The 26,440-nt window shown below is 76.7% G+C and carries 29 protein-coding genes and 1 pseudogene; 9 read left to right on the top strand and 21 right to left on the bottom strand.

Annotated features, from left to right (window positions below):
• Nucleotides 1–138 precede the first annotated feature (138 nt).
• A pseudogene (locus CLV92_RS22910) lies at nt 139–1,167 on the bottom strand (DNA-3-methyladenine glycosylase family protein); the annotation flags it as partial.
• 45 nt (nt 1,168–1,212) lie between these two features.
• Between CLV92_RS22910 and CLV92_RS14685 the strand changes: the two are divergent.
• Nucleotides 1,213–1,953, top strand: a complete 741-nt coding sequence (locus CLV92_RS14685) for an AAA family ATPase (RefSeq protein ID WP_104433827.1) — start codon at nt 1,213–1,215, stop codon at nt 1,951–1,953.
• Here CLV92_RS14685 and CLV92_RS14680 read toward each other — a convergent pair.
• Nucleotides 1,892–2,548 (bottom strand): TetR/AcrR family transcriptional regulator, encoded by a 657-nt coding sequence (locus CLV92_RS14680; RefSeq protein ID WP_104433825.1) that lies wholly within the window; start codon nt 2,546–2,548, stop codon nt 1,892–1,894. The two genes, CLV92_RS14685 and CLV92_RS14680, sit on opposite strands and share 62 nt — an antisense overlap.
• A 67-nt stretch (nt 2,549–2,615) precedes the next feature.
• On the opposite strand from CLV92_RS14680, the gene CLV92_RS14675 reads away from it, so the two are divergent.
• The gene (locus CLV92_RS14675; RefSeq protein WP_158257257.1) at nt 2,616–3,731 is read left to right on the top strand and encodes an FAD-dependent monooxygenase; all 1,116 of its coding nucleotides are present in this window, start codon (nt 2,616–2,618) and stop codon (nt 3,729–3,731) included.
• Between the two features lie 22 nt (nt 3,732–3,753).
• Here CLV92_RS14675 and CLV92_RS14670 read toward each other — a convergent pair whose 3' ends face one another.
• On the bottom strand, nt 3,754–5,031 hold the full coding sequence (locus tag CLV92_RS14670; protein WP_104433821.1) for a cation:proton antiporter: 1,278 nt from the start codon (nt 5,029–5,031) through the stop codon (nt 3,754–3,756).
• A gap of 189 nt (nt 5,032–5,220) precedes the next feature.
• Complete coding sequence (locus CLV92_RS14665) at nt 5,221–6,123, bottom strand: LysR family transcriptional regulator (RefSeq protein ID WP_104433819.1); 903 nt, start codon at nt 6,121–6,123, stop codon at nt 5,221–5,223.
• 76 nt (nt 6,124–6,199) lie between these two features.
• On the opposite strand from CLV92_RS14665, the gene CLV92_RS14660 reads away from it, so the two are divergent.
• Both CLV92_RS14660 and CLV92_RS14655 read left to right on the top strand, forming a co-directional pair.
• Complete coding sequence (locus tag CLV92_RS14660; protein WP_104433817.1) at nt 6,200–6,424, top strand: hypothetical protein; 225 nt, start codon at nt 6,200–6,202, stop codon at nt 6,422–6,424.
• Nucleotides 6,425–6,520: 96 nt separating this feature from the next.
• Nucleotides 6,521–7,471 carry a 1,4-dihydroxy-2-naphthoate polyprenyltransferase gene (locus tag CLV92_RS14655; RefSeq protein ID WP_104433815.1) on the top strand — a complete coding sequence of 317 codons (951 nt, stop codon included), beginning with the start codon at nt 6,521–6,523 and terminating at the stop codon, nt 7,469–7,471.
• Between the two features lie 29 nt (nt 7,472–7,500).
• On the opposite strand, the gene CLV92_RS14650 is transcribed toward CLV92_RS14655, so the two are convergent.
• The 5 genes from CLV92_RS14650 to CLV92_RS21510 form a co-directional block, all read right to left on the bottom strand.
• Nucleotides 7,501–8,049, bottom strand: coding sequence for a pyridoxamine 5'-phosphate oxidase family protein (locus CLV92_RS14650; protein ID WP_425433580.1), 549 nt, complete (start codon nt 8,047–8,049; stop codon nt 7,501–7,503).
• Nucleotides 8,050–8,135: 86 nt separating this feature from the next.
• Nucleotides 8,136–8,444, bottom strand: coding sequence for a hypothetical protein (locus CLV92_RS14645; RefSeq protein WP_104433813.1), 309 nt, complete (start codon nt 8,442–8,444; stop codon nt 8,136–8,138).
• A 167-nt stretch (nt 8,445–8,611) separates the two neighbouring features.
• Nucleotides 8,612–9,271 (bottom strand): haloacid dehalogenase-like hydrolase, encoded by a 660-nt coding sequence (locus CLV92_RS14640; RefSeq protein ID WP_104433811.1) that lies wholly within the window; start codon nt 9,269–9,271, stop codon nt 8,612–8,614.
• 23 nt (nt 9,272–9,294) lie between these two features.
• Nucleotides 9,295–9,939 (bottom strand): hypothetical protein, encoded by a 645-nt coding sequence (locus tag CLV92_RS14635; protein WP_104433809.1) that lies wholly within the window; start codon nt 9,937–9,939, stop codon nt 9,295–9,297.
• A 63-nt stretch (nt 9,940–10,002) separates the two neighbouring features.
• A complete protein-coding gene (locus CLV92_RS21510; protein ID WP_158257256.1) occupies nt 10,003–10,470 on the bottom strand; it encodes an STAS domain-containing protein in 468 nt (155 codons plus the stop codon).
• A 136-nt stretch (nt 10,471–10,606) separates the two neighbouring features.
• Here CLV92_RS21510 and CLV92_RS21505 point away from each other — a divergent pair, with 136 nt between their 5' ends.
• Nucleotides 10,607–10,801, top strand: coding sequence for a hypothetical protein (locus tag CLV92_RS21505; protein ID WP_158257255.1), 195 nt, complete (start codon nt 10,607–10,609; stop codon nt 10,799–10,801).
• Nucleotides 10,802–10,826: 25 nt separating this feature from the next.
• On the opposite strand, the gene CLV92_RS14625 is transcribed toward CLV92_RS21505, so the two are convergent.
• The gene (locus tag CLV92_RS14625) at nt 10,827–11,501 is read right to left on the bottom strand and encodes a maleylpyruvate isomerase family mycothiol-dependent enzyme (RefSeq protein ID WP_104433805.1); all 675 of its coding nucleotides are present in this window, start codon (nt 11,499–11,501) and stop codon (nt 10,827–10,829) included.
• A gap of 221 nt (nt 11,502–11,722) precedes the next feature.
• On the opposite strand from CLV92_RS14625, the gene CLV92_RS14620 reads away from it, so the two are divergent.
• Nucleotides 11,723–12,025: a hypothetical protein gene (locus CLV92_RS14620; protein ID WP_104433803.1), complete on the top strand. Its 303-nt coding sequence runs from the start codon at nt 11,723–11,725 to the stop codon at nt 12,023–12,025.
• Nucleotides 12,026–12,071: 46 nt separating this feature from the next.
• On the opposite strand, the gene CLV92_RS14615 is transcribed toward CLV92_RS14620, so the two are convergent.
• The 7 genes from CLV92_RS14615 to hemL are packed head-to-tail and all read right to left on the bottom strand — an operon-like array spanning nt 12,072 to nt 18,526.
• Complete coding sequence (locus tag CLV92_RS14615) at nt 12,072–12,410, bottom strand: DUF4229 domain-containing protein (protein WP_104433801.1); 339 nt, start codon at nt 12,408–12,410, stop codon at nt 12,072–12,074.
• Nucleotides 12,411–12,413: 3 nt separating this feature from the next.
• Nucleotides 12,414–13,418: a c-type cytochrome biogenesis protein CcsB gene (gene ccsB / locus CLV92_RS14610; RefSeq protein WP_211291140.1), complete on the bottom strand. Its 1,005-nt coding sequence runs from the start codon at nt 13,416–13,418 to the stop codon at nt 12,414–12,416.
• Complete coding sequence (gene resB / locus CLV92_RS14605) at nt 13,415–15,187, bottom strand: cytochrome c biogenesis protein ResB (RefSeq protein ID WP_104433799.1); 1,773 nt, start codon at nt 15,185–15,187, stop codon at nt 13,415–13,417. The genes ccsB and resB overlap by 4 nt, the downstream gene beginning before the upstream one ends.
• Nucleotides 15,188–15,934, bottom strand: a complete 747-nt coding sequence (locus tag CLV92_RS14600) for a cytochrome c biogenesis CcdA family protein (RefSeq protein WP_245886835.1) — start codon at nt 15,932–15,934, stop codon at nt 15,188–15,190. It lies immediately after the preceding gene.
• On the bottom strand, nt 15,931–16,515 hold the full coding sequence (locus CLV92_RS14595; RefSeq protein ID WP_104433900.1) for a TlpA family protein disulfide reductase: 585 nt from the start codon (nt 16,513–16,515) through the stop codon (nt 15,931–15,933). The genes CLV92_RS14600 and CLV92_RS14595 overlap by 4 nt, the downstream gene beginning before the upstream one ends.
• Complete coding sequence (locus CLV92_RS14590) at nt 16,515–17,177, bottom strand: histidine phosphatase family protein (protein WP_104433797.1); 663 nt, start codon at nt 17,175–17,177, stop codon at nt 16,515–16,517. The genes CLV92_RS14595 and CLV92_RS14590 overlap by 1 nt, the downstream gene beginning before the upstream one ends.
• Complete coding sequence (gene hemL / locus CLV92_RS14585; protein ID WP_245886832.1) at nt 17,174–18,526, bottom strand: glutamate-1-semialdehyde 2,1-aminomutase; 1,353 nt, start codon at nt 18,524–18,526, stop codon at nt 17,174–17,176. Before hemL ends, CLV92_RS14590 begins: the two co-directional genes overlap by 4 nt.
• Before the next feature lie 227 nt (nt 18,527–18,753).
• Between hemL and CLV92_RS14580 the strand changes: the two genes are divergently transcribed.
• The gene (locus CLV92_RS14580) at nt 18,754–19,371 is read left to right on the top strand and encodes a hypothetical protein (protein WP_146099556.1); all 618 of its coding nucleotides are present in this window, start codon (nt 18,754–18,756) and stop codon (nt 19,369–19,371) included.
• Between the two features lie 7 nt (nt 19,372–19,378).
• On the opposite strand, the gene CLV92_RS14575 is transcribed toward CLV92_RS14580, so the two are convergent.
• Both CLV92_RS14575 and CLV92_RS14570 read right to left on the bottom strand, forming a co-directional pair.
• On the bottom strand, nt 19,379–20,461 hold the full coding sequence (locus tag CLV92_RS14575) for an ATP-binding protein (RefSeq protein WP_104433793.1): 1,083 nt from the start codon (nt 20,459–20,461) through the stop codon (nt 19,379–19,381).
• Between the two features lie 43 nt (nt 20,462–20,504).
• Entirely contained in the window at nt 20,505–21,035 is a 531-nt protein-coding gene (locus CLV92_RS14570; protein ID WP_104433791.1) for an AAA family ATPase, read from the bottom strand.
• Between the two features lie 207 nt (nt 21,036–21,242).
• Between CLV92_RS14570 and CLV92_RS14565 the strand changes: the two genes are divergently transcribed.
• Nucleotides 21,243–23,441, top strand: a complete 2,199-nt coding sequence (locus tag CLV92_RS14565) for a putative bifunctional diguanylate cyclase/phosphodiesterase (RefSeq protein WP_104433789.1) — start codon at nt 21,243–21,245, stop codon at nt 23,439–23,441.
• Here CLV92_RS14565 and CLV92_RS14560 read toward each other — a convergent pair.
• Nucleotides 23,426–24,469, bottom strand: a complete 1,044-nt coding sequence (locus CLV92_RS14560) for a Gfo/Idh/MocA family protein (RefSeq protein ID WP_211291139.1) — start codon at nt 24,467–24,469, stop codon at nt 23,426–23,428. The genes CLV92_RS14565 and CLV92_RS14560 overlap by 16 nt on opposite strands.
• A gap of 76 nt (nt 24,470–24,545) precedes the next feature.
• Nucleotides 24,546–25,055, bottom strand: a complete 510-nt coding sequence (locus tag CLV92_RS14555; RefSeq protein WP_146099555.1) for a hypothetical protein — start codon at nt 25,053–25,055, stop codon at nt 24,546–24,548.
• A gap of 521 nt (nt 25,056–25,576) precedes the next feature.
• Between CLV92_RS14555 and CLV92_RS14545 the strand changes: the two genes are divergently transcribed.
• Nucleotides 25,577–26,422, top strand: coding sequence for an RsiV family protein (locus CLV92_RS14545; RefSeq protein ID WP_146099554.1), 846 nt, complete (start codon nt 25,577–25,579; stop codon nt 26,420–26,422).
• Nucleotides 26,423–26,440 lie beyond the last annotated feature (18 nt).

Here is a 26,440-nt window from a genome sequence, read left to right as displayed (position 1 = left end):
TACCGTCCCCTCCAGGTGCCCCCACAGGGGTCAGCGTAGGGCGCCCGGGGGCGAGCTCCCGCCTCCTTCCTGAGAACGGGTCGCTGGAAGACACCTGTGTGGGGGACGTTTCCGACGGTGCGTGACGGGACCTGGACGCTACGCACCGGGAAGTCGGTTCACGGGGTGGTCCCCGGTCGCCCAGAGGTGCTGCACCGCGTAGGCGCGCCAGGGCCGCCACCCCTGCGCGCGCCGGGTCAGCGCCCCGGGGGCCTCCGGCAGGCCCAGGCGGCGGGCGGCCTGGCGCACACCGAGATCACCCGGCAGGAACGCGTCGGGGTCGCCGAGGGCGCGCATGGCCACCACCCCCGCCGTCCACGGGCCCACCCCAGGCAGGGCCTCCAGCCGGGCCCGCACCGCCGCCGGCTCGCCGGCACCGCCGGCCGTGGCGTCGCCGAGGCCCAGCGCGCCGGCGGACGGTCCGTCTGCGCAGAGGGCGGCCACGACGGCGAGGACGGTGGCCCGCCGCGCCGCGGGCAGGGCCAGGGCCGCCGGGTCCAGCGCGCGCAGCGCCTCCGGAGCCGGGAAGAGGTGGGTCAGACCGCCCTCGTCGTCCACGACCTCCTCGCCGTGGGCGCGGACCAGGCGGGCGGCGTGGGTGCGGGCGGCGGCGGTGGAGACCTGCTGGCCGAGCACGGCCCGCAGCAGCAGCTCGGCGGGGTCGACGGTGCGCGGCACCCGCCGGCCCGGGACGGCGTCGACGAGGGGGCGCAGCACCTCGTCGGCGCGCAGCGCCCCGTCGACGGCGACCGGGTCGGCGTCCAGGTCGAGCAGGAAGCGGCAGCGGGCCACGGCCGCCCCCTCGTCGCGGGCGTCGGCGAGGACGAGGCGGCAGGACAGCGTCGACGCGCCCGCGGCGGGCGGCCGCAGCGTCGCCGTGCCCGTCCCGTGCGGCAACCGCAGGGTGCGGCGGTAGGCCCCGTCCCGCCACTCCTCCACGCCCGGCACGGCGGTCGCCGCGAGGTGGCCGAAGAGGCCGTCCGGGCTCAGCGGGGGGCGGAACGGCAGGTCGAGGGCCACGGCGACGGGGCCGCCGGGGCGCGCGGGTGCGGGCACGGGGGCAGTGTGCCCCCGCACGGGTCCGGGGACCGGCAGGGACCGGACGCGGCCGTGCGTGGCGCGGAAGGTCGCGTGGGGCCGCGCGTGTCACCGCCGCCCAGCAGACTGCGCCGCATGCCTCGCTCCCCCCGCACCGTGCGGCGGATCCAGCGCCACCCCGACGCCCCGCTCGACCCCGGGGCGTGGCCGGACTCCGTCCCGGCCGTCGCGCAGCTGCTGGAGCGCGGGCTGGACCTGCCGGCCGGTGTCACGTTCCTGGTCGGGGAGAACGGCGCGGGCAAGTCCACGATCGTGGAGGCGGTCGCGCAGGCGCTGGGCGTGGACGGCGAGGGCGGCTCCACCGACCACCTCGCCGGCGGGCAGCGCAGCCGCGGGACGGACCTGTCCGGCCTGGGGTCGCGGCTGCAGGTGGTGCGGGAGCCGGGCGCCGGGCGCTCGGCGTTCTTCCTGCGCGCGGAGACGATGCACCGCTTCTACAGCTACCTGGAGGACGCCTCCGGCCTCGGCATCCCGCACCGCCTGCACACGGTCAGCCACGGTGAGTCGTTCGTGGAGGTGCTGCAGAGCCGGTGGGTGCGCAGCGCGGGGGTGGTGCTGCTGGACGAGCCGGAGTCCGCGCTGTCCTTCGCGAACTGCCTGCTGCTCCTGGGCTCCCTCGCGGCGATGGCCCGGGACGGCAAGCAGGTGCTGTGCGCCACGCACTCGCCGCTGCTGACGGCGCTGCCGGGGGCGACGATCCTGCAGGTCGACGAGGACGGCATCGCCCCGGTCGCGTGGGAGGACCTCGGCGTCGTCACGAACTGGCGGTTGTTCCTCGACGCCCCGGAGCGCTTCCTGCGGCACGTCCTGGACTGAGCGGCTCGGGGGCGGTCGTGCCGAGCACGGCGGCCACGAGGTCGGCCGCGGCCGCGTGCAGCCCGTCGGCGTCCAGCGGGCGGGAGCTGCCCCAGCCGCAGAGCTCGTCGAAGAGGACGCCGTCGACGGCGGCGGCGAGCCACCGGGCGCGACGCTCGGGATCGTCGGCGCCGAGCCGTTCGAGGAGTCCGGCGAGGTGGGTGCGCAGCCGGCCGCCGCCGGCGTCGAGGCAGCGGCGGACCCCGGGGTCCCGGCGCGCTTCCAGGGAGAGGGCGTAGCGGGCGAGGTGGCGGTCGCGGCCGGGGCCGGTCCAGTGCGCGAGGAGGCCCGCGAGCTGGGCCGTGAGGTCTCCCGGGGACGGTTCGGCGGACCCGTCGACCGCGGGCGGAGGGGCCTCGGCGAGGTCGAGGCGGACCAGACGGTCGACGGTGGCGGCGACGAGGGCGGCCCGGCTGCGGGCGTAGTAGGAGGTGGAGCCGGGGGGCAGGCCCGCCTCGGCGTCGACGGCGCGGTGGGTGAGCGCCCGGGCGCCGCCCCGGGCGAGCAGCGCGATGGCGGCGTCGGCGATGCGGTCGGCGCGGGTGTCCCTCTCCACACCACCACCCTACGGATGTAGAGTCCGCTCATCCTCTACGCCTGTAGAGGATGAGCGGAGGTGGAGCGTGGCACGCACGGCGGTGGTCTGCGGCGCGGGCATCGGCGGGCTGACCGCCGCGCTCGCACTGCAGCGGGAGGGCTGGGACGTCCGGGTGCTGGAGCGGCGCGAGGAGCCGCTCACCGGGGGCACCGCCCTGACCGTCTCCGAGAACGCCCTCTCCGTCCTCGACGCCCTGGGCGTCGGAGCGCGGGCGCGCCGGCTCGGTGCGGAGACCGGCCCCTTCGGCCTGCGCCGGGCCGACGGCCGGTGGCTGACCCGCCCCCGGGGGACCACCGGCCTGCGCTGCCTGCGCCGCGACGACCTCGCGACCCTCCTCGCCGGCGCGCTGCGGCCCGGCACCCTGCAGACCGCGGCGGCCGTCACCGGCATCGATCCCGGCACCGCCGGGTGCCGCGCCCGCGTCAGCACCGCCACCACCACCGTGGAGGCCGACCTCGTCGTCGGCGCGGACGGGATCTCCTCCCCCGCGCGCGGCCTCGTCGCACCGGGCTGCGACCCGCGCCCGGCCGGCTACAGCGCCTGGCGCGCCGTCGTGACCGACCTGCCGGAGCCCGTGGCAGCTGCGAGCGAGACGTGGGGCGCGGGGGACCGCGTCGGCGTCGTGCCGCTGGGCCACCGCTCCGCCTACGTCTACGCCACCGCACCCACCGACCCCGCCCACTCCCCCGCGACGGACCTCGCCGCCCGGTTCGCCTCCTGGCACGCCCCCGTGCCGGACCTGCTGGCGCGGCTCGCCGGCGTTCCCGTCCACCACGCCCCCGTCGCGGCCCTGCACCGGCTGCCGCCCCGGCTGCACACCGGCCGCCTCGTCCTCCTCGGCGACGCCGCGCACGCCATGGAACCCAACCTCGGGCAGGGCGCCTGCCTCGCCGTCGAGGACGCGGGGGTGCTCGCCCGCTGCACCCGCCTGCCCGCGGTGGCCGATGCCCTGGCGGCCTACGAGCGGGCGCGCCGGCCGCGCACCGGCGCGCTGCTGGCCCTCTCCCGCCGGCTGGGCCGGGCCAGCCTGCTCCGCGGCCGCACCGCCGTCGCCGTGCGCGACCGGGCGATGGCGGCCGTCCCGGACGCGCTCGCGCTGCGCCAGGTGGAGCGGATCTGGGCGTGGCGGCTGCCCGCCTGAGGCCCCACCCCCCGGCGGCGGCTCAGATGTTGACGCGGCCGAGGTCGTCGTGGTCGGTGGTGGCCATCTTGCGCCGCCGGGCGGCGTCCAACCTCGCCACCACGGGCGTCGCGGTGATCCCGTGCAGGACGACCGAGAGCGCGACCGTGAAGCCCACCACCGCCCACAGCTCGCGGCCGGGGAAGGGACCGTGGTCCAGCGCGAACGCGAGGTAGTACAGCGAGCCGATGCCCCGCACGCCGTAGATGCCGATGACGCGGCGCTCCCAGCGCCCGGCCGACGTCCCGGCGAGGCTCAGCACCCCCACCACGGGCCGGATGACGACGACCAGCAGGACCGCCACCCCCACCAGCTCCCAGGTCAGGGGCTTGAGCAGCCCGTCGGCCATGGCCGCACCGAGGAGCAGCAGCAGCCAGGCCGTGAGCATCCGCTCGACCTGCTCGACGAACCCGTGGGCGACGACGTGGGCGTCGTGGGAGCGCTCGTGGGACTTGATCGCGACGGCCGCGACGAACACCGCGACGAACCCGTAGCCGTGCAGCAGCTCCGCCACCCCGTAGGCGAGGAACGTCACCGCCAGCGCCGTGAACCCCTCCACGTCGTCGGCGAGGCGCAGCACCCGCAGCCGGGCGCGGAAGAACAACCGGCCGAGCCCCTTGCCCACGGCGAGGCCGACGAGCAGGCCCACCCCGCCGCGCCAGAGGACGTCCTCCAGCGCCCAGGAGCCCAGCGTGGCGAGGCTGAGCCCGGCGCCGGTGGCCAGCGCCACGGCCAGGTGCACCGCGGGGAAGGCGGCGCCGTCGTTGAGCCCGGCCTCGCTGGTGAGGGCGAAGCGCACCTCGTCCTCGGCCTCCTCGTCCCCCGCGGGCTCCCCCACCTGCACGTCGCCGGCGAGGACGGGGTCGGTGGGCGCCAGCACGGCTCCCAGCAGGATCGCCGCCGCCAGGGGCAGGCCGCCGATGAGGACGCCCGCGAGCGCGGTGAGGGCGATGCAGACGGGCATCACGATGAGGATCAGCCGCCACGTCGTCGCCCACCGGCGCCAGCCGACGGGACGGTCCAGGGCGAGTCCCGCACCCATCAGGGCGATGATCACGACGATCTCGGTGACGTGCTTGGTGATCGTCGAGTGCGCCAGGGGCTGCACGTCGGGCAGGCCGGGCACGGCACCCAGCAGCACGCCGACGCCGAGGAAGGTCATCGGCAGGCTGAACGGCTTGTCGTGCAGGAGGCGGGGCAGCACGGCGGCGAGCAGCGCGCTGCCCCCGGCGACGGCGAACAGGACGGGGGCGAGGCTCACGGGGCGCGGGCTCCTGGTCAGGGGTGGACGGGCGTGCGAGTCCAGCGCCCGGACCAGTCTCCGAGGCGGCGACCTCGATCGCACGGCGAGGAGCCGGCGGTGGTCGAGCCGGCCGTGATCCGCCCGGCGTCGACGGATGCGACACCGGACCGTCGCATCCGTCGACGCCGCGCGGATCACCCGCGCGGGTCACCGCAGCACGGGCAGCTCCCCCGCGGCCGCGCGGTGCAGGACGTGGTCGGCGAACGCCTGCGCGGAGGGCAGCAGGCGGCGCTCGGCCGACCATGCCAGCCCGACCTCGCGGGTGGCGCCGGGGTCCTCCAGCGGGAGCAGCCGGACCGAGGACGGGCCGGGGCCCGCGGCGAGGCCGGCCGGCAGCACCGCCACCGCCAGCCCGGCGGCCACGAGGCCGTGGACGGTGGGCAGCTCGTCGGCCTCCAGCACCACCCGGGGGCGGAAGCCGGCCCGCTGGCACAGCTCCTCGCTCTGCCGGCGCAGCAGCGACGCGGGGCGCAGGGCCGCGAACGGCTCGCTCGCCGCCTCCGCCAGCGCCACCCCGGCGCGCCCGGCCAGCGGGTGGCCCTCGTGCACGGCGAGGCGCAGCGGCTCCGTCAGCAGCCGCCGCCACGTCACGGCCGCGTCGGTGAGCCGCCCGGCGAGCGCGAGGTCCGCCGCGCCCGACTCCAGGACCGCGACGACGCCCTCGGAGCGGACCTGCGCGAGCTCGAAGCCGACGCCGGGGCGGACGTCGTGGAAGCTGCGGACGAGGTCGGGCACGAGCAGGCTGCCGAAGGAGGGCTGGAAGGCGAGGGCGACCGTCCCGGTGGAGGGGTCGACGAGCTGGTCGACAGCGGCCAGGCCGTCGTCGAGCTCGTGGAGGAGGGCGTCGACGTGGCGCTTGAACGCCGCACCGGCGCGGGTCATCCGCAGGGTGCGCCCGGAGCGGTGCAGCAGCGGCGCGCCAACCTCCTTCTCGAGGCGGGCGAGCGCCCGGGAGACCCCGGGCTGGCTCACCATGTCGAGGTCGGCGACCTCGGTGACCGTCATCCCGTCGGCGACCTGCTGGAACCACCGCAACACTGCAGTCTCCACAATTATTACGCTAGCGCATGGGGATCAGCAGGAACTTTCATTGGAGACATGGCCCCGAACCGCCGACACTGTTGGTATGTCCGTGACCACCGCGACCCGCACCGCCCGTTCCGTCCCCGTCCTGGGCAGCCTGCGCGGGCACATCGCCCGCCGCGCCGCGCACCGCGAGCTGCAGCGCTCCCTGGCCGTCTACGCCAGCTACGCCGGCCAGTCCGAGCTGGCCGCTGTCCTCGACCGCTCCACCCCCGAGGACGCCGCCGAGATCCGCGCCGTGCTGCACCGGATGGGCATCGCGGCCTGAGGGCCGCTGACCTCCCGGCCGCGCCGGGGGTCGCGCACCACCTCGACCCCGTCCCGCGACGTCCCGCGCGGGCGCCTCCTGCGACGATGGACGATCGTGGCCGCACCCGACGCGCAGCAGCGCCCCGCCCCCGCACCCCGCCGGCGTCCCACCGCGGCGCAGTGGATCTCCGGCGCCCGCCCCCGCACCCTGCCCGCCGCCGTGGCGCCCGTGGCCGCCGGCACCGGAGCGGCCGCGGCCCTGGGCGGAGCGCACCCGCTGCCCGCCCTGCTCGCGCTCGGAGTCTCCCTCGCGCTGCAGGTGGGCGTGAACTACGCCAACGACTACTCCGACGGCGTCCGGGGCACCGACGCGGACCGCGTCGGCCCGTTCCGGCTCGTGGGCTCCGGCGCGGCCGAGCCCCGCTCCGTGCGCGCCGCGGCCTTCGCGAGCTTCGCCGTCGCGGGCGTCGCCGGTCTCGCCCTGGTCGCCCTCGCCGGCGCCTGGTGGATGCTCGCCGTCGGCGCGGTGTCCATCGCAGCCGCCTGGTACTACACCGGCGGACGCCGCCCCTACGGCTACGCCGGGCTCGGCGAGGTGTTCGTCTTCGTCTTCTTCGGTCTCGTCGCCGTCCTCGGCACCACCTACGTCCAGACCGCCTACACCGCGATCCCCTCCGGGGAGGGTTCCGGCGCCGTGAGCTGGTCCGCGCTCGCGGCGGCGGTGGCGGTCGGGGCGCTGGCCTGCTCGATCCTCGTCGCCAACAACCTGCGCGACGTGCCCACCGACGCCACCGCCGGCAAGCGGACCCTGGCGGTGCGCCTCGGCGCGCCCCGCACCCGGTTGCTGTTCGCGGGCCTGGTCGCGGTGGGCTTCGCCGCTGCGCTGGCTCCGGTGGCCGCGCACCCCGGCGTGCTGCTCGTGCTGGCGGCCGCGCCCCTGGCCGTGCGGCCGCTGCGGACGGTGCTCTCCGGCGCGGGAGGCCGCGACCTCGTGCCGGTCCTCAAGGACGCCGGACTGCTGGAGCTCGCGGTGGGCGTGCTCGTGGGACTGGGCCTGGCGCTGTAGGAGGAGCAGCCCGCCCCCGGGAGGACGCGTCAGGCGGGCGGGTCCTCCCGGGGGTCGTCCCCGGCCCCGGGCGTCGCCCTGCGCCAGAACTGCCGGGGCGCACAGCCCTCCCTGCGCAGCCAGTGCTCGGTGTAGACGATCCGGTCGGCGGCGACGACCCCGAGGGGACCCAGGGGCGGCTCGTCGAGGGACCGGGAGCGCTCGACGTGGTCGGACTGCCAGCGCACCACCGGCCACAGGCGCTCGAACTCCGCCTCGCCCGGCTCCACGATGCGCGCGGTGCCGAAGAGCTGCGCTCCCCTGCTGCTGGCCTGCCCGACCAGGGGCGCGAAGACGCCGACGGAGACGCGAGGGTCGGCGCGGATGTTGCGCATCTTCGGGGAGGTGCCCACGGCGGTGAACACCACGGTGAAGTCGAGGTGGAAGTAGCGCACCGGGGTCGCCAGGGGCCCGTCGGGACCGGCGGTGGCCAGGACGCACATGTTCTGCGAGGAGAGCAGGTTGAGGATGCGCTCCTCCAGCCGCTCACGCTCCAGCCGCTTCGTCGGGCTGGGGCCGGCCAGCCACGGGTTCGTCACCACCACGGGCACAGCCTCGCAGGTACCGGCTGTCGCACCTCGGCGGAGTCCCCCGGGGACTCGGACCCCGGGGACGCGGCGCGGGCTCAGCGCCAGGGGGCAGTGCGCAGGAACTCGAACGAGCGGGGGCAGTGGAAGGACTGCGCGAGCCGGTAGGTCCGCAACACCGCCCCGGAGCCGCTGCCGGGCTCGACGTGGGCGTGCGGCAAGGACCGCAGGAGGGCCGCCGCGTGCAGGGCGCAGCCGCTGGTCACCGCGCCGCCCCTCGCGCGCACGCGCACCTCGTCGCCCGCCCCGCTGCACGCGGTGGGGTGCCCCGGGCCCGCCGCCGCGCACCGCTCGGGGTGCGCCGCGACGGCGTCGACGTCCCCGCCGGCTCCGCTGAGGATGGTCATGGGGCGACCTGCCCTTCCGCGGCCCCGTCGGGCCGCCGGCTGAAGCGCGCACGGCGGTCGTGCCCCAGTGGTGTCGACAGGGGTCACCCCTCACCGGAGGTGGCGATCGGGTGATCTGCAACGGGCGTTGCGGCTGCCGGGGTCCGGCGCCGACGGCCGGGCCCTGCTCAGCGGAGGACCTCGACCTCCGGGCCCAGCGCGCGCAGCAGGAGCGGCAGGTGCCGTGGCGAGGGCCGCACCAGGTGGGCGGTGCGCGCCGCGAGCAGCAGGGGCAGGTCGGCGACGCTGTCGGAGTAGGCGTGGTCCACCGGCAGTTCCACCCCGGCGGCCCGCAGCGCGCGCAGCTTCCCCTCGCCGCGCGTCGGCACCGCACCGGGCAGCCTCCACCGGTGCGGGGTGAAGGAGCCGGCGACCACCTCGACCCCGCGCAGACCCAGGACGTGGCACACCTCGCGGGCCAGGGGCTCCGCGCAGGCGGTGGCGACCACGACGCGGTCGCCGGCCTCGACGTGCTGCCTGAGCCGCTGCAGCGCGAGGGGAATGCGCCGGCCGCCCGGTTCCCCGGCGTGCTCGGCGGCGAAGTCGTGCAGCAGGGCCTCGAAGCGGGCCCGGTCGAGACCGACGGTGGCGGTCCAGACGACGATGCGCTCCGCCTGCAGCCGCGTCGCCGCGCGCGCCCCGAGCAGCAACCACACCGGGGCGGTCACGGCGGCCAGGCACAGGCGTGCAGGAGATCGGCGCAGCACCCGGGCGACGAGACGGCCGAAGGAGTCGGAGGCCACCAGGGTGCCGTCCAGGTCGAAGACGACGCACTGCCGTTCGGCCACCCCGGCACCGCCGGACCTCGGACTCACAGCTCGAACAGGCGTGGGGACGCCTCGCCGGTGAGTTCGGCGTGCGCGACGAGCGCCAGTTCGAGCCAGTCGTAGGCGTTGGGACCCGCAGCGTCCGCGAAACTCCCCGGCTCGCGCGCCACGAGGGCGTCGAACCACGCCACCGCCTCACCGCACGCGGCCACGTCCCCGGTGGCCATCGCCCGGGCGAGGCGGGCCACCCACGGGTGGCGGGTGCCCTGCACTCCCCACGGGTCCGCCGCCAGCAGCGCCCGGAGCGCCGCCTCGGCCCCGGCGTCGTCCCCCCGGAGGAAGCAGACGTCGACGAGGACGCCGGTCCGCGCGGCGCAGTGGCCGTGGCGCTCGGCCACGGCCAGCAGTTCCGCGTGCAACCGGTCCAGGAGCGGCGCCCCCCGGCCGCTGCCGGCGAGGCGGTGCAGGTTGACGGGGATCAGCAGGTCCGGGTTGCGCCCTGCTGACACCCGCAGGTACTCCCCCGCCGCGGCGTCCAGGTCGGCCAGACCGTCGGCGTCCCCGCGGAAGCGGCGGAGCCTGCCGCGGGCGGCGAGCCCGCTCCAGCCGTCCGGGCGTCGGGCCAGCTGGCGCTCGACGGCCGGCGCTGCGGAGTCGAGCAGGGCGCGCGGCAGTTCCAGCACGAGCACCCCGGCACCCTAGGACAGGCCCTGGGCGCGGCCGGCGGTCCACCGCCCGGCCGCGGGTGTTCCCTAGTGCGAGTCGGGGATCAGGCGGTCCGCCAGCTTGCGCAGCGTGGAGGTCACCGCCTGCACCGGGCCCTGCTTCTGCTGCTGCCCACCGCTCGCGCTCCCGTCACCGCGCCTGCCCTCGGCGCGCGCGGCCCCGTCGGAGACCGCGTGCTCGGCGTCGTCGTAGGTGGGGATCCGGGTCTGGAGCCCCCAGCTCAGCAGGCTGGCCCGCACCCGGCCGTCGGGGCTGTCGAGCACCATGAGCCGGTTCCCGTGGAACTTGGCCCGGGAGCGGCCGGACACGAGCGCCGCACGGGCCGCGTCGTCGAAGCGCGTCACGCCGTGCGCGTCGAGCAGCACGTCGCCGCCCTCCTCCGCCGCCTGCTCGAGGCCCTCGCGCAGGTCGATGACGTCGTCGGCCCCGACCTCGCCGCTGACGACGAGGACGCGGTGGTCCTGGATTCGCTTGCGCTTGATGGTCATCCCCATGGCATTCCCCTTCCGGTCCAGCCGGTGGGCCGGACCTGCCTGCAGTGTTCCACCGGTGCGCGGAGATCGCCGGACGAGACGGGTCGCCACCGGCGAACCCCTGGTGGGTTCGCCCGTGGCGCGGGAGGATCGCGGCATGACGCGCCCGGTGTTCGACGAGATGGTGTCGCTGGCCGCGCGGCGGGACCTGGAGAGCCTCCACCGGGAACTGCAGGAACTGCTGGCGGGCATGGAGGAGTCCCACCGTCCGTACGTCCCCGCGAAACTCGCCCGCTCCCTGGACATGTTCCTGGAGTCCTACGGCCCGTCCCGGCAGGGGGAGGACCGCTGAGCCGACGGCGCGCCGCCGACGGGCGTCAGGAGGGTTCCGCCGCCGTGGAGGCCGGGGGCGAGCAGCGTGCGCGCAGGGTGGGCAGGCCCGGGCCGGTCAGGTCGCCGCAGTAGGCGGCACGACCGGCCATCGCCATCGTCAGCGCCAGCGTCGTCCCGCTGAGGAGCGGGCCGGCGCCGGTGGTGAACGGGCCGTCGGTGGCCTCCAGACGCAGGTCCTCGACGGCGGAGCGGCTGTTGACCGTGAAGTTCTGCCGGGCGTAGAAGCGGGCGACCTCGGTGACGGTCTCGACCGCGGGGGTGCGGGAGATGCCGAGGGGGCGGCGGACGTCCTGGGCGTGCACGACGACCTCCCCCAGCCAGGCCGCCGTGTGCCCGGTCGGGCCGGTGCTGCTGGTGAGGACGCGGCGGAACCGCTCCAGCGTCTCCGCCGGGGTGGCGCCGCGGTGCTCGGCCAGGCGCCGCTCGTTGTGCAGGTCGGCGTCGAACCGCGCTCCGAGGATGCTGGCGACCCACCGCAGCCGGCCGGTGCTGGCTGCCGCGGTGAGGTGGGCCACGACCTCCTCGACGCTCCAGCGCCCGCACAGCGACCGCTGCGCCCACTGGGCGTCGTCGAGGTCCGCCAGGTCCTCGGCGAGGGCGGCCCGCTCGGCGTGGGCGGCGGCCCAGAGCTCGTTGCGGGAAGCGGTGGCAGTGACCACGGGAAGTCCTCCAGGACGCGCGCTGCTGCTCGGGCTCTGCACTGGCCGAAGGTGACCTCCGACATGCTGACAGCCGGCCTGCGGTCCGGGCCGCCACACCGGCGTGTCGCCTGGCCCGGGACGGCGCGCCCCGAGCTGCCCGCAGGCCGGCTGTCACGCCGAGGCCGACACCCGGCGCTGCGGGGCTGCCGGTAGCGGGGTCCGCACCTACGATCCCGCTCATGAGCCACCTCGACGTGCGAGCCGACGGCACGCACCGCTACGCCGCCACGACCACCTCCCCCGACGGGACGGGCAGCGTCGAGCACACGGTGCTCAGCGACCCCGACCTCCTGGCCGACCTGGGCCTCGGCCCGGTGGAGGAGCCCCTCCTCGTCCGCCGCGCCCTTGAGCAGCTCGTGCGCAGCACCCAGCCCCGCGGCGGTGAGCCGGGGACCGCGCTGCCGCCCGTGATCGACCTGGCCCGGCTGCACGCCGAGGACCCCGACCTGCTGCGCAACCTGACCCTGCGCACCGCCCTGTAGCCCGGCAGCGCAGTTCCGCGGGTGGCGCGGCCCCGCGCAGCGCCCGTCAGCGCTGGGCGTCGCCCCCGGCCTCGGCGTCCTCGGCGTCGGCGTCCGCGTCCGCCGCCCGGCCGAAGCTCGTCGGCTTGGGCCCGGCGGCGGTGCGCGCGTCGATGCGCCGCTGCAGGGCGAGCGCCATCTCCTCCCGCTGCCGGCGCAGCAGCACCAGTGACAGCAGGACCGACACCACGGCCGCCAGCCCCAGCGCCAGCCAGCCGCGGGCACCCGCCCACGTGAGCACCACGAGGGCGAGGACGAAGACGCCCAGGCGCAGGACGGTGTACTTCAGGTACGGGCTCACACCGCCGGCCGGGACGCCGTGCGGGGGCTTCTGCGGAGACGCCATCGCTCACACCCCCGCGTAGGAGTGCAGGCCGACGAAGTAGATGTTCACGATCGTGAAGTTCGCGACGAGGCAGGTGAAGCCCACCATCGACAGGTAGGCGGCGCGCCGCCCGTCCCAGCCGCGGGTGGCGCGGGCGTGCAGGTAGGCGGCGTAGGCCACCCAGATGACGAAGGACCACACCTCCTTCGCGTCCCAGCCCCAGTAGCGGCTCCACGCCTTCTGCGCCCAGATGGCCCCCGCGATGATCGTGAAGGTCCACAGGACGAACGCGACGGCGTGCAGGCGGGCGGAGGTCCGCTCCAGCTCCTGCGCGCTGGGCAGCGCGGCCATGAAGGACACCCCGGTCCGGCGGCCCTCCCGCTGCCGGGTCTCGCGGGAGTCCTGCACGAGCTGGAGCACGGTGGTGGAGAAGCCGATCGTGAACAGCGCGGAGGCCAGGAACGCCACCGCCACGTGGATGATCAGCCAGTAGCTGTCCAGGGCCGGCACCAGCTCGGCCGCCTCGACGTACCAGGCGCGCAGCGCGAGACCCAGCGTCAGCAGCACGGGCCCCACGACGAACGTGCCGAGGTAGCGCAGGTCGCGCCCCCCGGCGAAGCCGTTGCGCCGGGCGTGCACGAGCGCCGCGAGGAACACGCCGGTCACGACGAGGCAGCCCGTCACGGCGAACTCGAACATGTTGCCCCACGGCACCCGGTCCACCGAGAAGCCGCGGGTGACGACGGATCCCAGGTGCAGCAGGAACGCGACGCCCAGCACGGAGGTCGCCACGGCGGCGGCGCGGCGCCGGCCCCGGGCGAGCGCTGCGGGCGGGGGCAGCGTGGCGACGGCACCGCCGGCCTTGGCGGCCTCCCGCTCCAGGCGGGCGCGGCGGGCCGCCTCGCCCTTGGCGGTGCGCTGGCCGTCGGCGAGGTCCAGCGCGAAGGCGATCATCGCGACCACGTAGGCGGTCATGGCCCCGTAGAGCAGGACGTTGCTGATCCCTGCGAGGTTCTCGTCGACGCTCACGTGCTCTCCCTGCTGGCTGCTGCGGTCCGCGCCTGGTCGTTGCCGGTCCCATCGTCCCCCACGCCGGGGGCTGCCCCGTCCGCCCGCGCACCCGGCGGTTCCCCCAGCCGCTCGGCGAGGCGCTGCACGACGACGTCGACCTCCGCGGCCAGGCCGGCGTCGCTGCCGCGGGACAGCCCGCCCACCTCCACCGTGCTGCCTCCGGGGCTGCCCCCGGCGGCGCCGCCGGAGCCGCCCGCGGCGGGGCGCACCCGCACCCAGACGCGGCGGCGCGGGATGAACAGCGACGCGCTCAGCCCGGCCGTGGCCAGCAGCGAGAACAGCAGCGCAGCGCTCTGCCCCGGGGTGTGGCGCACGTCGAAGGAGGCGAAGCGGGTGACGCCCTCGAAGGTCAGCGTGCCCAGCCCGTCCGGCAGCGTCACCGACTGCCCCGGCGTGAGCTGGTAGCCGATCGGGCGGCCGTCCGCCCCGCGCACGGCGTGCAGCCCCGCGAGGTCCAGCACGTACTCCGACTGCGGGGTCCCGTCGTCCAGGCCGAGGTCACCGGTGTAGGCGACGAGGGCCAGCATCGGGTTCGCGTCGCCGGGGAAGATCGAGCGGGGGGTGCCGTCCTCCCCGCGCGTCACGGTCGGCAGGAAGACGCCCTGGAAGCCGAGCTGCACCTGCTCCCCCGACGCGTCGGTGGCGTCGGGGACCTTCAGCACGCCGCGGGAGTCGTAGTTGGCGTTCTGCGGCAGGAACGGCACCGCCCCCGTGTGCACGACCCGGCCCTGCCCGTCGGTGAAGCGCAGGACCGGCGCGTAGCCGTTGCCGGAGAGGTTGATCTGCACCCCGTCGTCCTCGACGGGGGTGTTGACCTCCACCGTCTGGGTGCGGGGCTCCGCCCCGGGGCGGGGCGTGTACGTCACGTCGGCGGCGAAGAGGCGGGGCTGGCCCAGCGCGCTGGCCTGGTCCTCCTCGAACTCCACGTCCATCCGGTCCAGCCGCAGCGCGAAGGGCGGCACGTCCTCCTCACCCGCCCACGGGCCGGCGGCGAAGGAATCCCAGTCGCCTCTCACACCGACGAACGTCTCCCCCTCCACGACGAGGCGCTGCCCCTCGTAGCCCAGCAGCGACCCCGACGCCACCGACACCAGCAGGCCCACGAGGGACAGGTGGAAGACCAGGTTGCCGGTCTCGCGGTGGTGGCCCCGCTCGGCGGCCGCGCTGGAGCCGCCGGGCTCCTCGCGCACGTCCACCCGGAAGCGCGCCGAGCGCAGCACCTCCTCCGCCGCCCGCGCGGTGTCCGCCGGCGCGGCCGCCACGGCGACCTGCCGGTGCTCGGGCAGCCTCGCCAGCCGCGCCGGGGTCCTGGGCGGGCGGGCCCGCACGGCGCGGGCGTGCACCAGCGCGCGCGGCAGGACGCAGCCGACCAGGGACACGAACAGCAGCAGGTAGATCGCCGAGAACCAGACCGAGGAGTAGACGTCGAACACCTGCAGCCGGTCCAGCCACGGCCCGGCGGTCTCGTGCTCCACGAGGTAGCGGCGCACCGCGACGGGGTCGATGTCGCGCTGCGGGAACACCGAGCCCGGCACCGCCGCCACCGCCAGCAGCATCAGCAGGAACAGGGCGGTGCGCATGCTCGTGAGCTGCCGCCACGCGTAGCGCAGCAGCTCCCCCGGCCCCAGGGCGGGCGGGACGGCGGTGTCGGCACCGGCGCGGGCGGGCTCGGCGTCCTCGCGCAGCCGGTCCAGGTGCGTCTCGTCGGTGCGGGGAGGAGTGCCCACTCAGATCACCGTCTCGAACGAGCCGAACGGCTCGCGCAGGGCGTTGGTGACGACGTCGAACGTGTCGGTCACGAGGAGGGTGCCCACCACCAGCAGCAGCACCCCGCCGAAGCGGTTGATCGCCACCCGGTGCCTGCGCAGCACGTCGAGGGCGCGCATGCTGCGGCCGAAGGCGAGCGCCACCAGCAGGAACGGCACCCCCAGCCCCAGGGAGTAGGCGACCGCCAGGGCCGCCCCCCGGCCGGAGGTGCCGCTGTCCACCGACAGCAGCCCGATCGTCGCCAGCACCGGCCCCGAGCACGGGACCCACCCGAAGCCGAACACCGCGCCCAGCACCGGCGCGCCCGCCAGGCCGGCCCTCGGCCGCCAGCGCAGCCGCGCCTCCCGCTGCGCCCACGACGGCTCCAGCAGGAACAGCAGCCCCATGCCGATCACGAGCGCACCCAGCACCCGCCGCAGCGCCCACTGGTGCTCGGCCAGGGCGTTGCCCACCGCCCCGAAGCTGTAGCCGAGGACGAGGTACACCGCGGTGAACCCCGCCACGAACAGCGCCGCGCCCGCCACCAGCCGCGAGCGGCGCTGCTGCTCCAGGGTGGAGCCGGACATGCCGGTGACGTAGCCGAGGAAGCCGGGCACGAGCGGCAGCACGCACGGGGAGAGGAACGAGACCAGCCCCGCCAGCAGCGCGACCGGCACGGCCAGGGCCAGCGAGCCGGAGGCCACGGTGGCCTGCAGGTCGCCGATCACCCCGCCGCTCCCCCACCGGCGAGCACCTCGTCGACCAGGGCCGTGAGGGTCTCCTCGGAGACCTCCCCGGCCGCCTTGGCGGCGACGCGGCCCTCCGCGTCGAGGACGAGCGTGTTCGGCGGCGCGGTCGGCACGATGCCGCGCAGGGCGAGCTGCGCCCGGCCGTCGGTGTCGCGGATGCTCGGGTAGGCGATGTCGTACTGGTCCTGGAAGGCGTGGACGGCCTCGGTGCTGTCGTTGCGGACGTTGACGCCGACGAAGCGCACGCCCTCGTCGGCGTACTCCTGCGACAGCTTCGCGAGGACGGGCGCCTCGCGGCGGCACGGCGGGCAGGTGGCGTACCAGACGTTGAGGACGACCACGGAGCCGCGCAGCTGCGCCAGGTCGACCTCCTCGCCCTCGGCGCTCGTGCCCGACAGCTGCAGCGGCTCCCCGCGCTCGGACTCGGCGATGCGCACCACGGCCCTCTCGGCGGGCTCGTAGCCGAGGTCGTCGGGCAGGCCGTCGTCTCCGCCGCAGCCGGCGGCGAGCACGGTGAGGGCCGCCGCGAGGGCGACGGCGGACCGGCGGGGTCCGGGCATCACGCCCCCGGAACCTGCGGGACGGAGGGCAGCAGGTCCGCGCACGGCTCCGCGTAGGAGACCGCCAGCAGCCGCTGCCCCTCGAAGTGCAGGGACGTCACCGACGCCAGGGCGCACTCGCGCTTGCGGGGGTCGTGCCAGAGCCTGCGGTCCTCCGCGGTGCAGCGGGTGGCCCAGATCGGCAGCTGGTGGCTGACGATCACGGCCTCCCGGCCGGGCGCGGCGTCGCGGGCGTCGCGCACCGCCGCGGTCATCCGCCGCACCTGCGCCGTGTACGGCTCGCCCCACGAGGGGCGCACCGGGTTCCACAGCAGCAGCCACGCCCGGGGGTTGCGCAGCAGGCCGCGCCCCTGGCCGATGACCTTGCCCTGGAAGCTGTTGCCGGCCTCCAGCACCCGCTCGTCGGTGCCCAGCCGGAGGCCGTGGGCGCGGGCGATGGGGGTGGCGGTCTCCTGCGCCCGCTCCAGCGGGGAGGCGGTCACGGAGGCGAGGTCGGCGTCGGCGAAGTGCTCCCCGAGCCGCTCGGCCATCTTCCGGCCGCGGTCGGAGAGGTGGAAGCCGGGGAGGCGGCCGTAGAGGACGCCCTCGGGGTTGTGCACCTCGCCGTGGCGGACGAGGTGGACGGTGGTCCTGGGCTGCTCCGTGCGGGACTGCGCGCTCACGCGGCACCCCCGGCAGCCGCGGCGGCGCGAGCGGCGTGCGGCAGGGCGTCCAGCACCCGGTCCAGCGCCGCGTCGTCGTGGGCGGCGGAGAGGAACCACGCCTCGAAGGCGCTCGGCGGCAGGTGCACGCCGCGCTCCAGCATGGCGTGGAAGAAGGCCCGGAAGGCGGACAGGTCCTGCTGCTTGGCCGCGTCGTAGTCGTGGACCTCGTCCAGGGCGGTGAAGAAGACGCTGAACATGCTGCCCGCGGAGTTCACCAGGTGCGGCACGCCCTCGGCGGCCAGCGCCCCGCTCGCAGCGCGGGAGACGACGCCCGCGGCCCGCTCCACCGCCGCGTACACCTGCGGCGTGCAGGCCCGCAGCGTCGCCAGCCCCGCGGCCGTGGCCACCGGGTTCCCCGACAGCGTCCCCGCCTGGTAGACCGGCCCGGCCGGGGCCAGGTGCGCCATGACGTCCGCGCGCCCGCCGAACGCCGCCGCGGGGAAGCCGCCGCCCATGACCTTGCCGAACGTCATCAGGTCCGGGGCGTGCTCCGCCCCGAGGCCCTCGTGGCCGTACCAGCCGGCCGCCGACACCCGGAAGCCCGTCATGACCTCGTCGGAGACCAGCAGGGCGCCGTGCTCGCGGGTGGTCCGGCGCAGGGCTGCGGTGAAGCCGGGCCGCGGGGCGACGACGCCCATGTTCCCGGCGGCGGCCTCGGTGATGACGCAGGCGATGCGCTCGCCGTGGGCCGCGAACGCCGCCTCCAGCGCCTCGACGTCGTTGTAGGGCAGCACGATCGTGTCGGCGGCCACGGCGGGCGGGACGCCGGGGGTGTCCGGGAGGGCGAAGGTGGCCAGGCCGGAGCCGGCGGAGGCCAGCAGCGCGTCGACGTGGCCGTGGTAGTGCCCGGCGAACTTCACCACCGCGGGCCTGCCGGTGAAGCCGCGCGCGAGGCGGATGGCGCTCATGGTGGCCTCGGTGCCGGAGCTGACGAGGCGGACCTGCTGCACGGGCTCGACCCGGGCGGTGATCTCCTCCGCCAGCACCACCTCCCGCTCGGTGGGAGTGCCGAAGGAGAAGCCGTCGGCGGCCGCGGCGGTCACGGCCGCCAGGACGTCCGGGTGGGCGTGGCCCAGGATCATCGGCCCCCAGGAGCAGACGAGGTCGACGTACTCCCGCCCGTCGGCGTCGCGCAGGTAGGGGCCGGCGGCGCTCGCCATGAACCGGGGGGTGCCCCCCACGGCGCGGAAGGCCCGCACGGGCGAGTTGACGCCGCCGGGGATGACGCGGCTGGCGCGCTCGAACAGGGCCTCGGAGGCGGGCGCGGGCCCGGGCAGGGTCGCTGCGGCGTTCGGCGTGGCGGTCACGCCCTCCAGTGTCGCAAGCCGGAGCGACCGGGGCGTCCGCCGGGGCGGGTGAGCCGCCTCACGCCCACCCGCGTCCGGGCCTGCGAGGGCGGCCGGACCACCGTCGGCACCCGGAGTGGCCGCACCCGTGCCGCTGCGTGACGTCCCCGTGCAGGTACGGGGCCGTGTGCACGCGAGGCCCGTGAAGGCGCCGGTGCCGGGCCTGCGACCCGCCCTACGGTCCGGGCATGGGCTCGTGGACGAGGGTGGCGGCGTCGGCTGCGGAGCGGGTGGAGACGCCGCTCACCCACGTCCTGAACGCCGGCTGGGCCTGGGCCGGCCTGATGGTGCTCGCAGGCTGGATCGCGCGGGCGCACCTGCCTGCGGTGGCCGCCGCGATCCTCTCGGCCGTGGCCGCGGTGCTGGCCTTCTACGCAGCGGAGGCGGTCCTCCTGGACCGGCCGTTCACGAGCTCCGCCGGGGAGGTCGAGCACTGGCTCGTCGCGATCGCCGTGACGGGCCCCGGTCTCGGGCTCGTCGGGGCCCTGACCCGCAGCCCCACCCTCCTGGGCCTCCTCGCCGGTGCGGTCGTCCCGGTGGGTGCGCTGGTCGAGCTGGCGCTGCTCCCGCGGTGGGTCCCCGCGGGGGGAGGGACGCACGCGCAGGTGGCGGCCGTCGCGGCCTGCGCTGCGGCGGTGCTGTCCCTCGGGGTGCTGGGCTGGACGTGGCCGCGCCGGCGCGGGGTGGCCACCGCGGCGCCGGAGCCGACGGGACCGGCGCCGGTGCGGCACCTGCCGGTCGCGGTGGCACTGACGGCGGCGGCCGCGGGGCTCGTCGTCCATGTGCTCCTGCCGGAGCTCACCTGAGCCGCGCCTACAGCAGCCCCTCCAGCTCCAGGGCCCAGTCCTGCTCGGCGAGGGGGTCCGGGCCACCCGTCTCCTGCGGCTCGAACCACACCGTCTTGCCGCGGGCGGGCCCTGCGGGGCCCTCGCCGGGCAGCTCCTCGATGCCCCAGTCGAAGGACAGCGAGGCCACCAGCCGCAGGCCGCGTCCCGTGGTCGCCAGCCCCGCGAACCGGCGCTGCTGGAGGGGGACGGCGGAGGAGTCGGTGACCTCGATCCGCACCCGCCCGGAGGGCATGACGCGCACGGCCACGGTGAAGCGGGTGCGGGCGTGCAGCATCGCGTTGGTCACCAGCTCGGAGACGCCCAGCTCCGCGGACTCCTCCAGGGCCCCGGCGTCCAGCCGGCCCAGGACGTGGCGGACGTAGCGGCGGGCGGCGGCGACGCTGCTGGCCACCGACTCCATCACCAGCGGCTGCCCCACCACCTCACCCGGGCGCTCACCCGGGCGCTCACCCGGGCGCTCACCCGGAGCGGCCGTGCTGGCCGCGGCCCGCGCACCGTCCCGCTCCGGGGCCGGCCCGGGAACGAGCGCCGGGGCCGGGGCGGCGGCGCTCGCGGGGACCTGCGCCGGCACCCGGTGCGAGGACGCCCGCCGCCAGGGGCGCGGCGGCTGCCCGGCCGCCTGCCGCTGGAACTCCCCCAGCAGCCAGCCGCGGTAGGCCACCACCTCCTGCGAGGCGGGCAGGGTGAGCAGGTGCTGCTCGCTGCGGCAGAAGTCGTCGGCCTCGTCCAGCACCTGCGCCAGGCGCCGCGCGAAGGCGCCGACCCGCGCCGGCACGGTGTAGGTGACGTCGCAGAAGTCCGCTCCCCTGGCCAGCGCCGCCTCCATGACCGCCGCCGGGCCCGCCTGGAAGGGGGCGTAGGCACCGCGCAGCTCCCCCGCGACCTCCAGGAGCCGCGGCGGCAGGGCGGTGTTGTGGTGGGCCTGCTCCCCGATCTGGACCAGGGCCAGCTCCCGCACGAGCCCCTCCAGGTGCTGCACGAACAGCGCCCGCGACTGCAGCGGCAGCCCGAGCAGGTGCACCTGGACCAGCGGGACGTCCTCGCTCACCGGCCGATCCTGGCACGTCGCAGCCCGGGGGCCACCCCCGGCGTCAGGGCCAGACCGCGGCGGGGTCCTCCGCCAGGCGCACGAGCGCCGCCGCGCTCTCCTCGACGTCCTGCCCCGTGGTGTCGAGCTGCCGCTCGCTCTCCCAGCGCCGCGACGCCTCGTACTGCAGCCGCACGAGGGCCTCCGGCACCTCCTTGCCGCGCTGCGCGCCGCGCTCCAGGCAGGCGCGCAGGGAGGGCAGCACCGCTACCAGCCGCAGCGGCAGCCCGTGCAGCTCGGGCTCCCACACGCCCCGGGCGTCGCTGGGCCGCAGCACGTCGTCGACGACGACGTCGAGGCCGGAGTCGGCGTAGGAGCGGGCGAGCGCGCAGGTGGCGCGCACGGCGGCGAGCCACTGCCTGGACTGGTCGGGGTGGTGGGCGTCGCGGGGGTCGACCCGGCCCTGCCGCACCATCTCCCAGACGGCGTCGACCTCGACGTGGGCGGCGAGCCGGCGGGTGGCGCACCAGCGCCGGGCGAGGGTGGACTTCCCCGCCCCCGCGGGCCCGGCGAGCAGCAGGACCGTGCCGGTCATCGGCGCCGTCCCCTCATCGCGGGCACCCCGTCATCGGGCGCACCTCGTCCACGACCGCGGCCTCGTCATGTCCCGAGCCTCGCGCATCGGCGCCCCGGGAGCTAGCGGAGCGGCCGGAGCGGATCGTGACGGTTCCATGACACACGGTCGCGGTTTCTGCCCTACCGTGACCGGGGAACCACGGCGCGCAGAACGGCGGGGACAGGGGTGGACGGCGGACGGTCGCGGCCCGGGGACGACGGGGCAGCCCCCGACGACCCCGCTCCCGGCCTGCCCGGCTCCGGCCCCACCGGCTTCGCCGCGTTCGCGGCGGCGCTGCTCTCCGCCGCCACCGCCAGCACCACCACCGGGCTGGCGATCTGCCGGCCCGTGGACCCCGGCGACCCCGGCACCGACTTCGAGGTCCTCCACGACAACGAGCGCTGCCGCGAGGAGCTGGGCGTCGGCCCCCTCACCGGCCGCCGCCTGCACGAGATCTTCCCCGCGGCGAGGGGCGACCTGCACCAGGTCTACCGGGAGGTCGTCGCCGACGGCGGCACCCGCACGGTCGACACCGTCTTCACGTCCCCGCAGCACCCGCACCTGACGGAGCGGCACTTCGAGGTCGAGGCCCACGGCGTGGACGGCCTGCTCGTCGTCGGCTTCCGCGACGTCACCGAGACCGAGCGCGCCGTGCGGGACCTCGCGTGGAGCGAGCGCCGCTACCGGGCCCTGGTGGAGCAGGCCAGCGACGTCGTGCACGTCATCGGCCCCCAGGGCGAGACCCGCTACGTCAGCCCCAACTTCGCGCGGCTCATGGGCTACGCGCCCGAGCGGGCCGCGCACATGCACTACCGCGAGTTCATCGTCCCCGAGCACCACGCCCTCGCCGAGGAGACCTTCGCCGCCGTCCTGGCCGCCAGCCCCGAGGAGACCGCCACCGTCACCCTGCAGGTCCGCGCCGCCGACGGCTCCCGGCGCTGGATCGAGGCCAGGGTCACCAACCGCGCGGCCGACCCCGCCATCGGCGGCGTCCTGGCGAACTGGCGCGACGTCACGCAGACGCGGGCGCTGGAGCACCGCCTCGCCCACGAGGCCATGCACGACACGCTCACCGGCCTGCCCAACCGCCGCTTCCTGGACGAGCTGCTCGCCCACTGCATCGCCCGCGCCAGCCGGGCGGAGCACCGCACCGCCCTGCTGTTCTGCGACGTGGACCACTTCAAGATGGTCAACGACAGCCTCGGCCACGACGCCGGCGACGCCCTGCTGGTGGACGTCGCCAAGCGGCTGCGCTCCGCGCTGCGGCCCAGCGACGTCGTCGCCCGCTTCAGCGGGGACGAGTTCGTCGTCCTCTGCGAGGACCTCGACTCCGACACCGACGCCCTCACCGTCGCCGAGCGCATCCAGTCCGCGCTGCACGGCGACTACCGCCTGGCCGGGCAGGCCGCCACCGTCACCACCTCGATGGGGGTGACGGTGCTGCGCCCGGACAGCACCGGCCAGGACGCCCTCTCCGAGGCGGATGCGGCGCTCTTCGAGGCCAAGCGCGCCGGGCGGGCCCGGGTGGAGGCCTTCACCCCCTCCATGCGCGCGCACTGGCGGCACCGCCTCGACACGGAGGCCGGACTGCGCCGGGCGCTGGCGGAGGAGGAGCTGCAGCTGCACTGGCAGCCCATCATCGACCTGCGCGACGGCCGGATCAGCCACGTCGAGGCGCTGCTGCGCTGGCAGCCCCCCGGCCGGCAGATGATCGCGCCCGGGGACTTCCTGCCCGTGGCGGAGGAGACCGGGCTGATCGTGGACCTCGGCACGTGGGTGCTGGAGGCGGGCATCGCCCAGGCCGCGCGCTGGCAGCGGGAGCTGCCCGACGCACCGCGGGTGAGCCTCAACGTGGCGGGCCGGCAGCTGCACGACCCGGCCTTCGCCGCCACCGTGGAGGAGATGATCTCCCGCCACCGGCCCGCCCCGGAGGGCCTCGAGCTGGAGATCTCCGAGCGGCTGCTCGCCTCCGACCAGCCCCGGCTGGTGAGCACCCTGCACCGGCTGCGGGAGCAGGGCCTGCACGTGGGCCTCGACGACTTCGGCGCGGGGCAGACGGCCATCGCCTGGCTGCAGCAGCTGCCGTTCGACACGCTGAAGCTGGACCGCTCCCTCGTGAAGGGCCTGCCGGCGGCGGGCTCCAGCGCGGTGGTGCACGCGCTGGCGCAGCTGTCGGAGCGCCTGGACATCACCAGCATCGCCGAGGGGGTGGAGACCCCGGAGCAGCTCGCGGCCGTCAGCGACCTCGGCTGCGCCCATGCGCAGGGCTTCCTGCTGTGCCGCCCGGCGCCGGCCGAGGAGCTGGCGCCGCTGCTGGCGACCGGGCGGATCGTACGTGGCCCCTCCCCCTGGGGCGACAGCCCCCCGGCTCACTCCCCGGCGTAGCGGACACCCACCTGCCGGCGCACCTCGTCCATGAGGTCCATCAGGGCGACGGTCTCCGCCAGCGGCATCGCGGGGCTCTCGCGCAGTCCCGCGCGCAGGCAGCGCTCCACCTCGGCCGCCTCGAACTGGTAGCCGCCGCCCTCCCAGGCCAGCTCCAGCACCTCGGGCTCGTGCCCGTCGCGCTCCAGGCGCAGCACCGAGGGGTGGAAGAACGGCGCCTCCACCACGATGCGCCCGGAGCTGCCCGCGACGACGGCCGCGGCGGGCACGGAGGCGCGCAGGGTGGACAGCCCGGTGGACAGCCCGCCGCCGGGGTGGCGGCAGGTGAAGCCGACGGCCTCGTCGACGCCGCTGCCGCCGACCGCGGCGAGGGCGCGGACCTCCTCCGGCACCCCCAGCACCATCGACGCGAAGGACAGCGGGTAGATGCCGAGGTCCAGCAGCGCTCCCCCGCCGAGCAGCGGGTCGTAGAGGCGGTGGGCCGGGTCGAAGGGCAGCGGGAAGCCGAACGAGGAGGTCACGTGGTGGACGGAGCCGACCGCGCCGCTCTCGACGAGCTCGCGCAGCCGCACGACGCCGGGCTGCCAGCGCGCCCACATCGCCTCGCAGGCGAAGACCCCGGCCGCGCGTGCGGCGGCGACGACGTCGCGGGCCTGGGCGCCGGTGAGGGTGAACGCCTTCTCGACGAGGACGTGCTTGCCGGCGGCGATCGCGGCGAGGGCGACCTCGTGGTGGGCGGAGTGGGGGGTGGCGACGTAGACGACGTCCACGTCCTCGTCGGCGAAGAGCCCGGCGTAGCTGCCGTGGGCCCGCGGTGCGGGCGAGCCGGGGTGGCGCGGCACCTGCGCGGCGAAGGCCGCGGCCCGCTCGGGGGTGCGGGAGGCGACCGCGACGAGTTCGCTGCCGTCGAGCAGGGGCAGGTCGGCGGCGAAGCTGCGCGCGATGCCGCCGGTGGCGGCGATGCCCCACCGCAGGCGGCGCCCCGCGTAGGGGGCGGCAGCCGTGGGAGCGCTCTCAGGAGTGGTCACGGGGACATCCTGCCGCCTCCCCGCCGCCCGGCGCTCCCCGCCCCACCGGGAGGTCGCGCCGGGCGGCCGGGAGCGCTCACGCCCGCGGTGGCCGCGCCCCCCGCCACCGGACCGCCGCAGCGGCCACCCCCCACACCACCGTGAGACCCGGTCCGCAGAGCACGACGAGGAGCACGAGGATGCCGGTCGCCGCGGGCCCGCCGTCGAAGGAGCCGCCCCCCGCGATCCCCGCCAGTCCCGCCAGCGCGCACGACGCGGTCGTCACCGCAGCCAGCCCGTGCCGCACCTGCCGCTCGCCGCTCGTGCCCGCACAGGGCCGAACGATCCGCGCGACGGACCAGCACCCGAGCGTCATCAGCACCAGCCACACCCACGCCCCCGCGTGCACCAGGTCGGCGTGGAGCCCGGCGTCGAGGCGCCCCCGTCCGATGAGCGTCGCGGCCGCGCCACCCGCCAGCAGCACCGGAGCGGCCAGCAGCGCCAGCACCCGTCGCCAGCCGCCGGCAGCCCGCCACCCCGCCGCCGGCGCGAACGCCACCACCACCGGCTCCCCCACCGGCACGCCCGCAGGCACCGGCACCGGCACGCCCGCAGGCACCGGCACCGGCACCGGCACCGCGGAACCCGGCCCGCCGGCCCGGCCCGGGGGCACGACCGGCGGCCGGCCCCGCGGCCGAGGTACCCGTCCCGCCGGGGCGCGCAACGGGAACGCACCGGGCGACGCCGACGCACCGGGCGACGCCGAGGCCGCGACCGGCAGCACCGCCGGGGTCGCCGCAGGCGCCGGCGTCGGATCCGGCGCGTCCGTCGCCCATCCGAAGCTCGACGTGATCGACCCCTCGTCGTCCACACCGCCCACGAGCCGGCACCTCCCCCACGCACCCGCCAGCGGAGCCGCGCGTCGCGGCCCCACCGACCACCATCGGCAGGTCCCGCCAGCCCACTGAGCCACCGCCGCCCTCCCGCACCCCGTCCGCGCCCGTCCTTCCACCCGAACGCCACCGCACTGCTCCGAACGGGTGATGCGCGCGCACCCGCGGACGGCGCCCACCACCGGCTCGCCCGGCACGGCCTCGCGGCGCACGGCAGGTGGCTAGCCTGCCCCCCGTGGACCGACGACGGGGTGCCAGGAGCGCGGGCTGGACGGCCGCGCTCGCTCTGGGTGCGGCGCTGACCGGGTGCAGCGCGCCGCAGGCACCCGCCGGGCAGGCCCCCGGAACTGCTCCCGCCACGCCGGCGACACCGACCCCCGAGAGCCCGGCCCCCGAGAGCCCTGCCAGCAGCGGCACGCCGCAGGACGGCCCCACCGGCGAGGCGCCCACCCCGGTGCGCCAGCGGCTCGTCGCGGACACCCCGCTGCGTCTCACCCGCACCGAGGGCTCCCTCACCTACGACGTCCAGGTCCCCCGCTTCACCGGCTCCCCCGTCGCGGCCGAGGTCAACCGCCGGGTGCTGGCCTCGGCGGAGCACGCCGTCCAGGCCGCCCGCCGCACCGTCCGGGCAGGGGACCCGCCCCGCGTCCTCGACGGCGACGGGGTGGTGACCACCAACGACGGGCGCACCGTGCAGGTGCACTACGTCTTCACCGACTTCACCGAGGGCACCGCCCACCCCACCGGCTCGGTGAGCACCGTCACCCTCGACGCCCGCGACGGCAGCCCCATCACGCTCGACCAGGTGTTCGCCGACGAGCGCGCCGCCCTCGGCACCCTCGCCGAGGAGGTCCGCCGCTTCGCCGCCGCCCGGGACCAGCCGGTCGACGACGCCGGCCTGGAGCCCGTGCGGGAGAACTGGGCGAGCTGGCAGACGACGCCGGACGGCATGGTCGTCTCGTTCCAGGACTACCAGCTCGGCGGCCACGGCCTGCGCGACTACACCATCGCCTGGGACGTGCTCGAACCCCTCATGACGCCGTCGTCCTACGCCCTGCTCGGCCCGCTCACCGGCGCCTGAGCAGCACCGCCCGGCCGC

This window comes from Kineococcus xinjiangensis (assembly GCF_002934625.1).
Classification (GTDB): Bacteria; Actinomycetota; Actinomycetes; order Actinomycetales; family Kineococcaceae; genus Kineococcus_A; species Kineococcus_A xinjiangensis.
The sequence above is the reverse complement of the archived record's forward strand: the minus strand, read 5'-3'. Positions and strand labels throughout refer to the sequence as shown.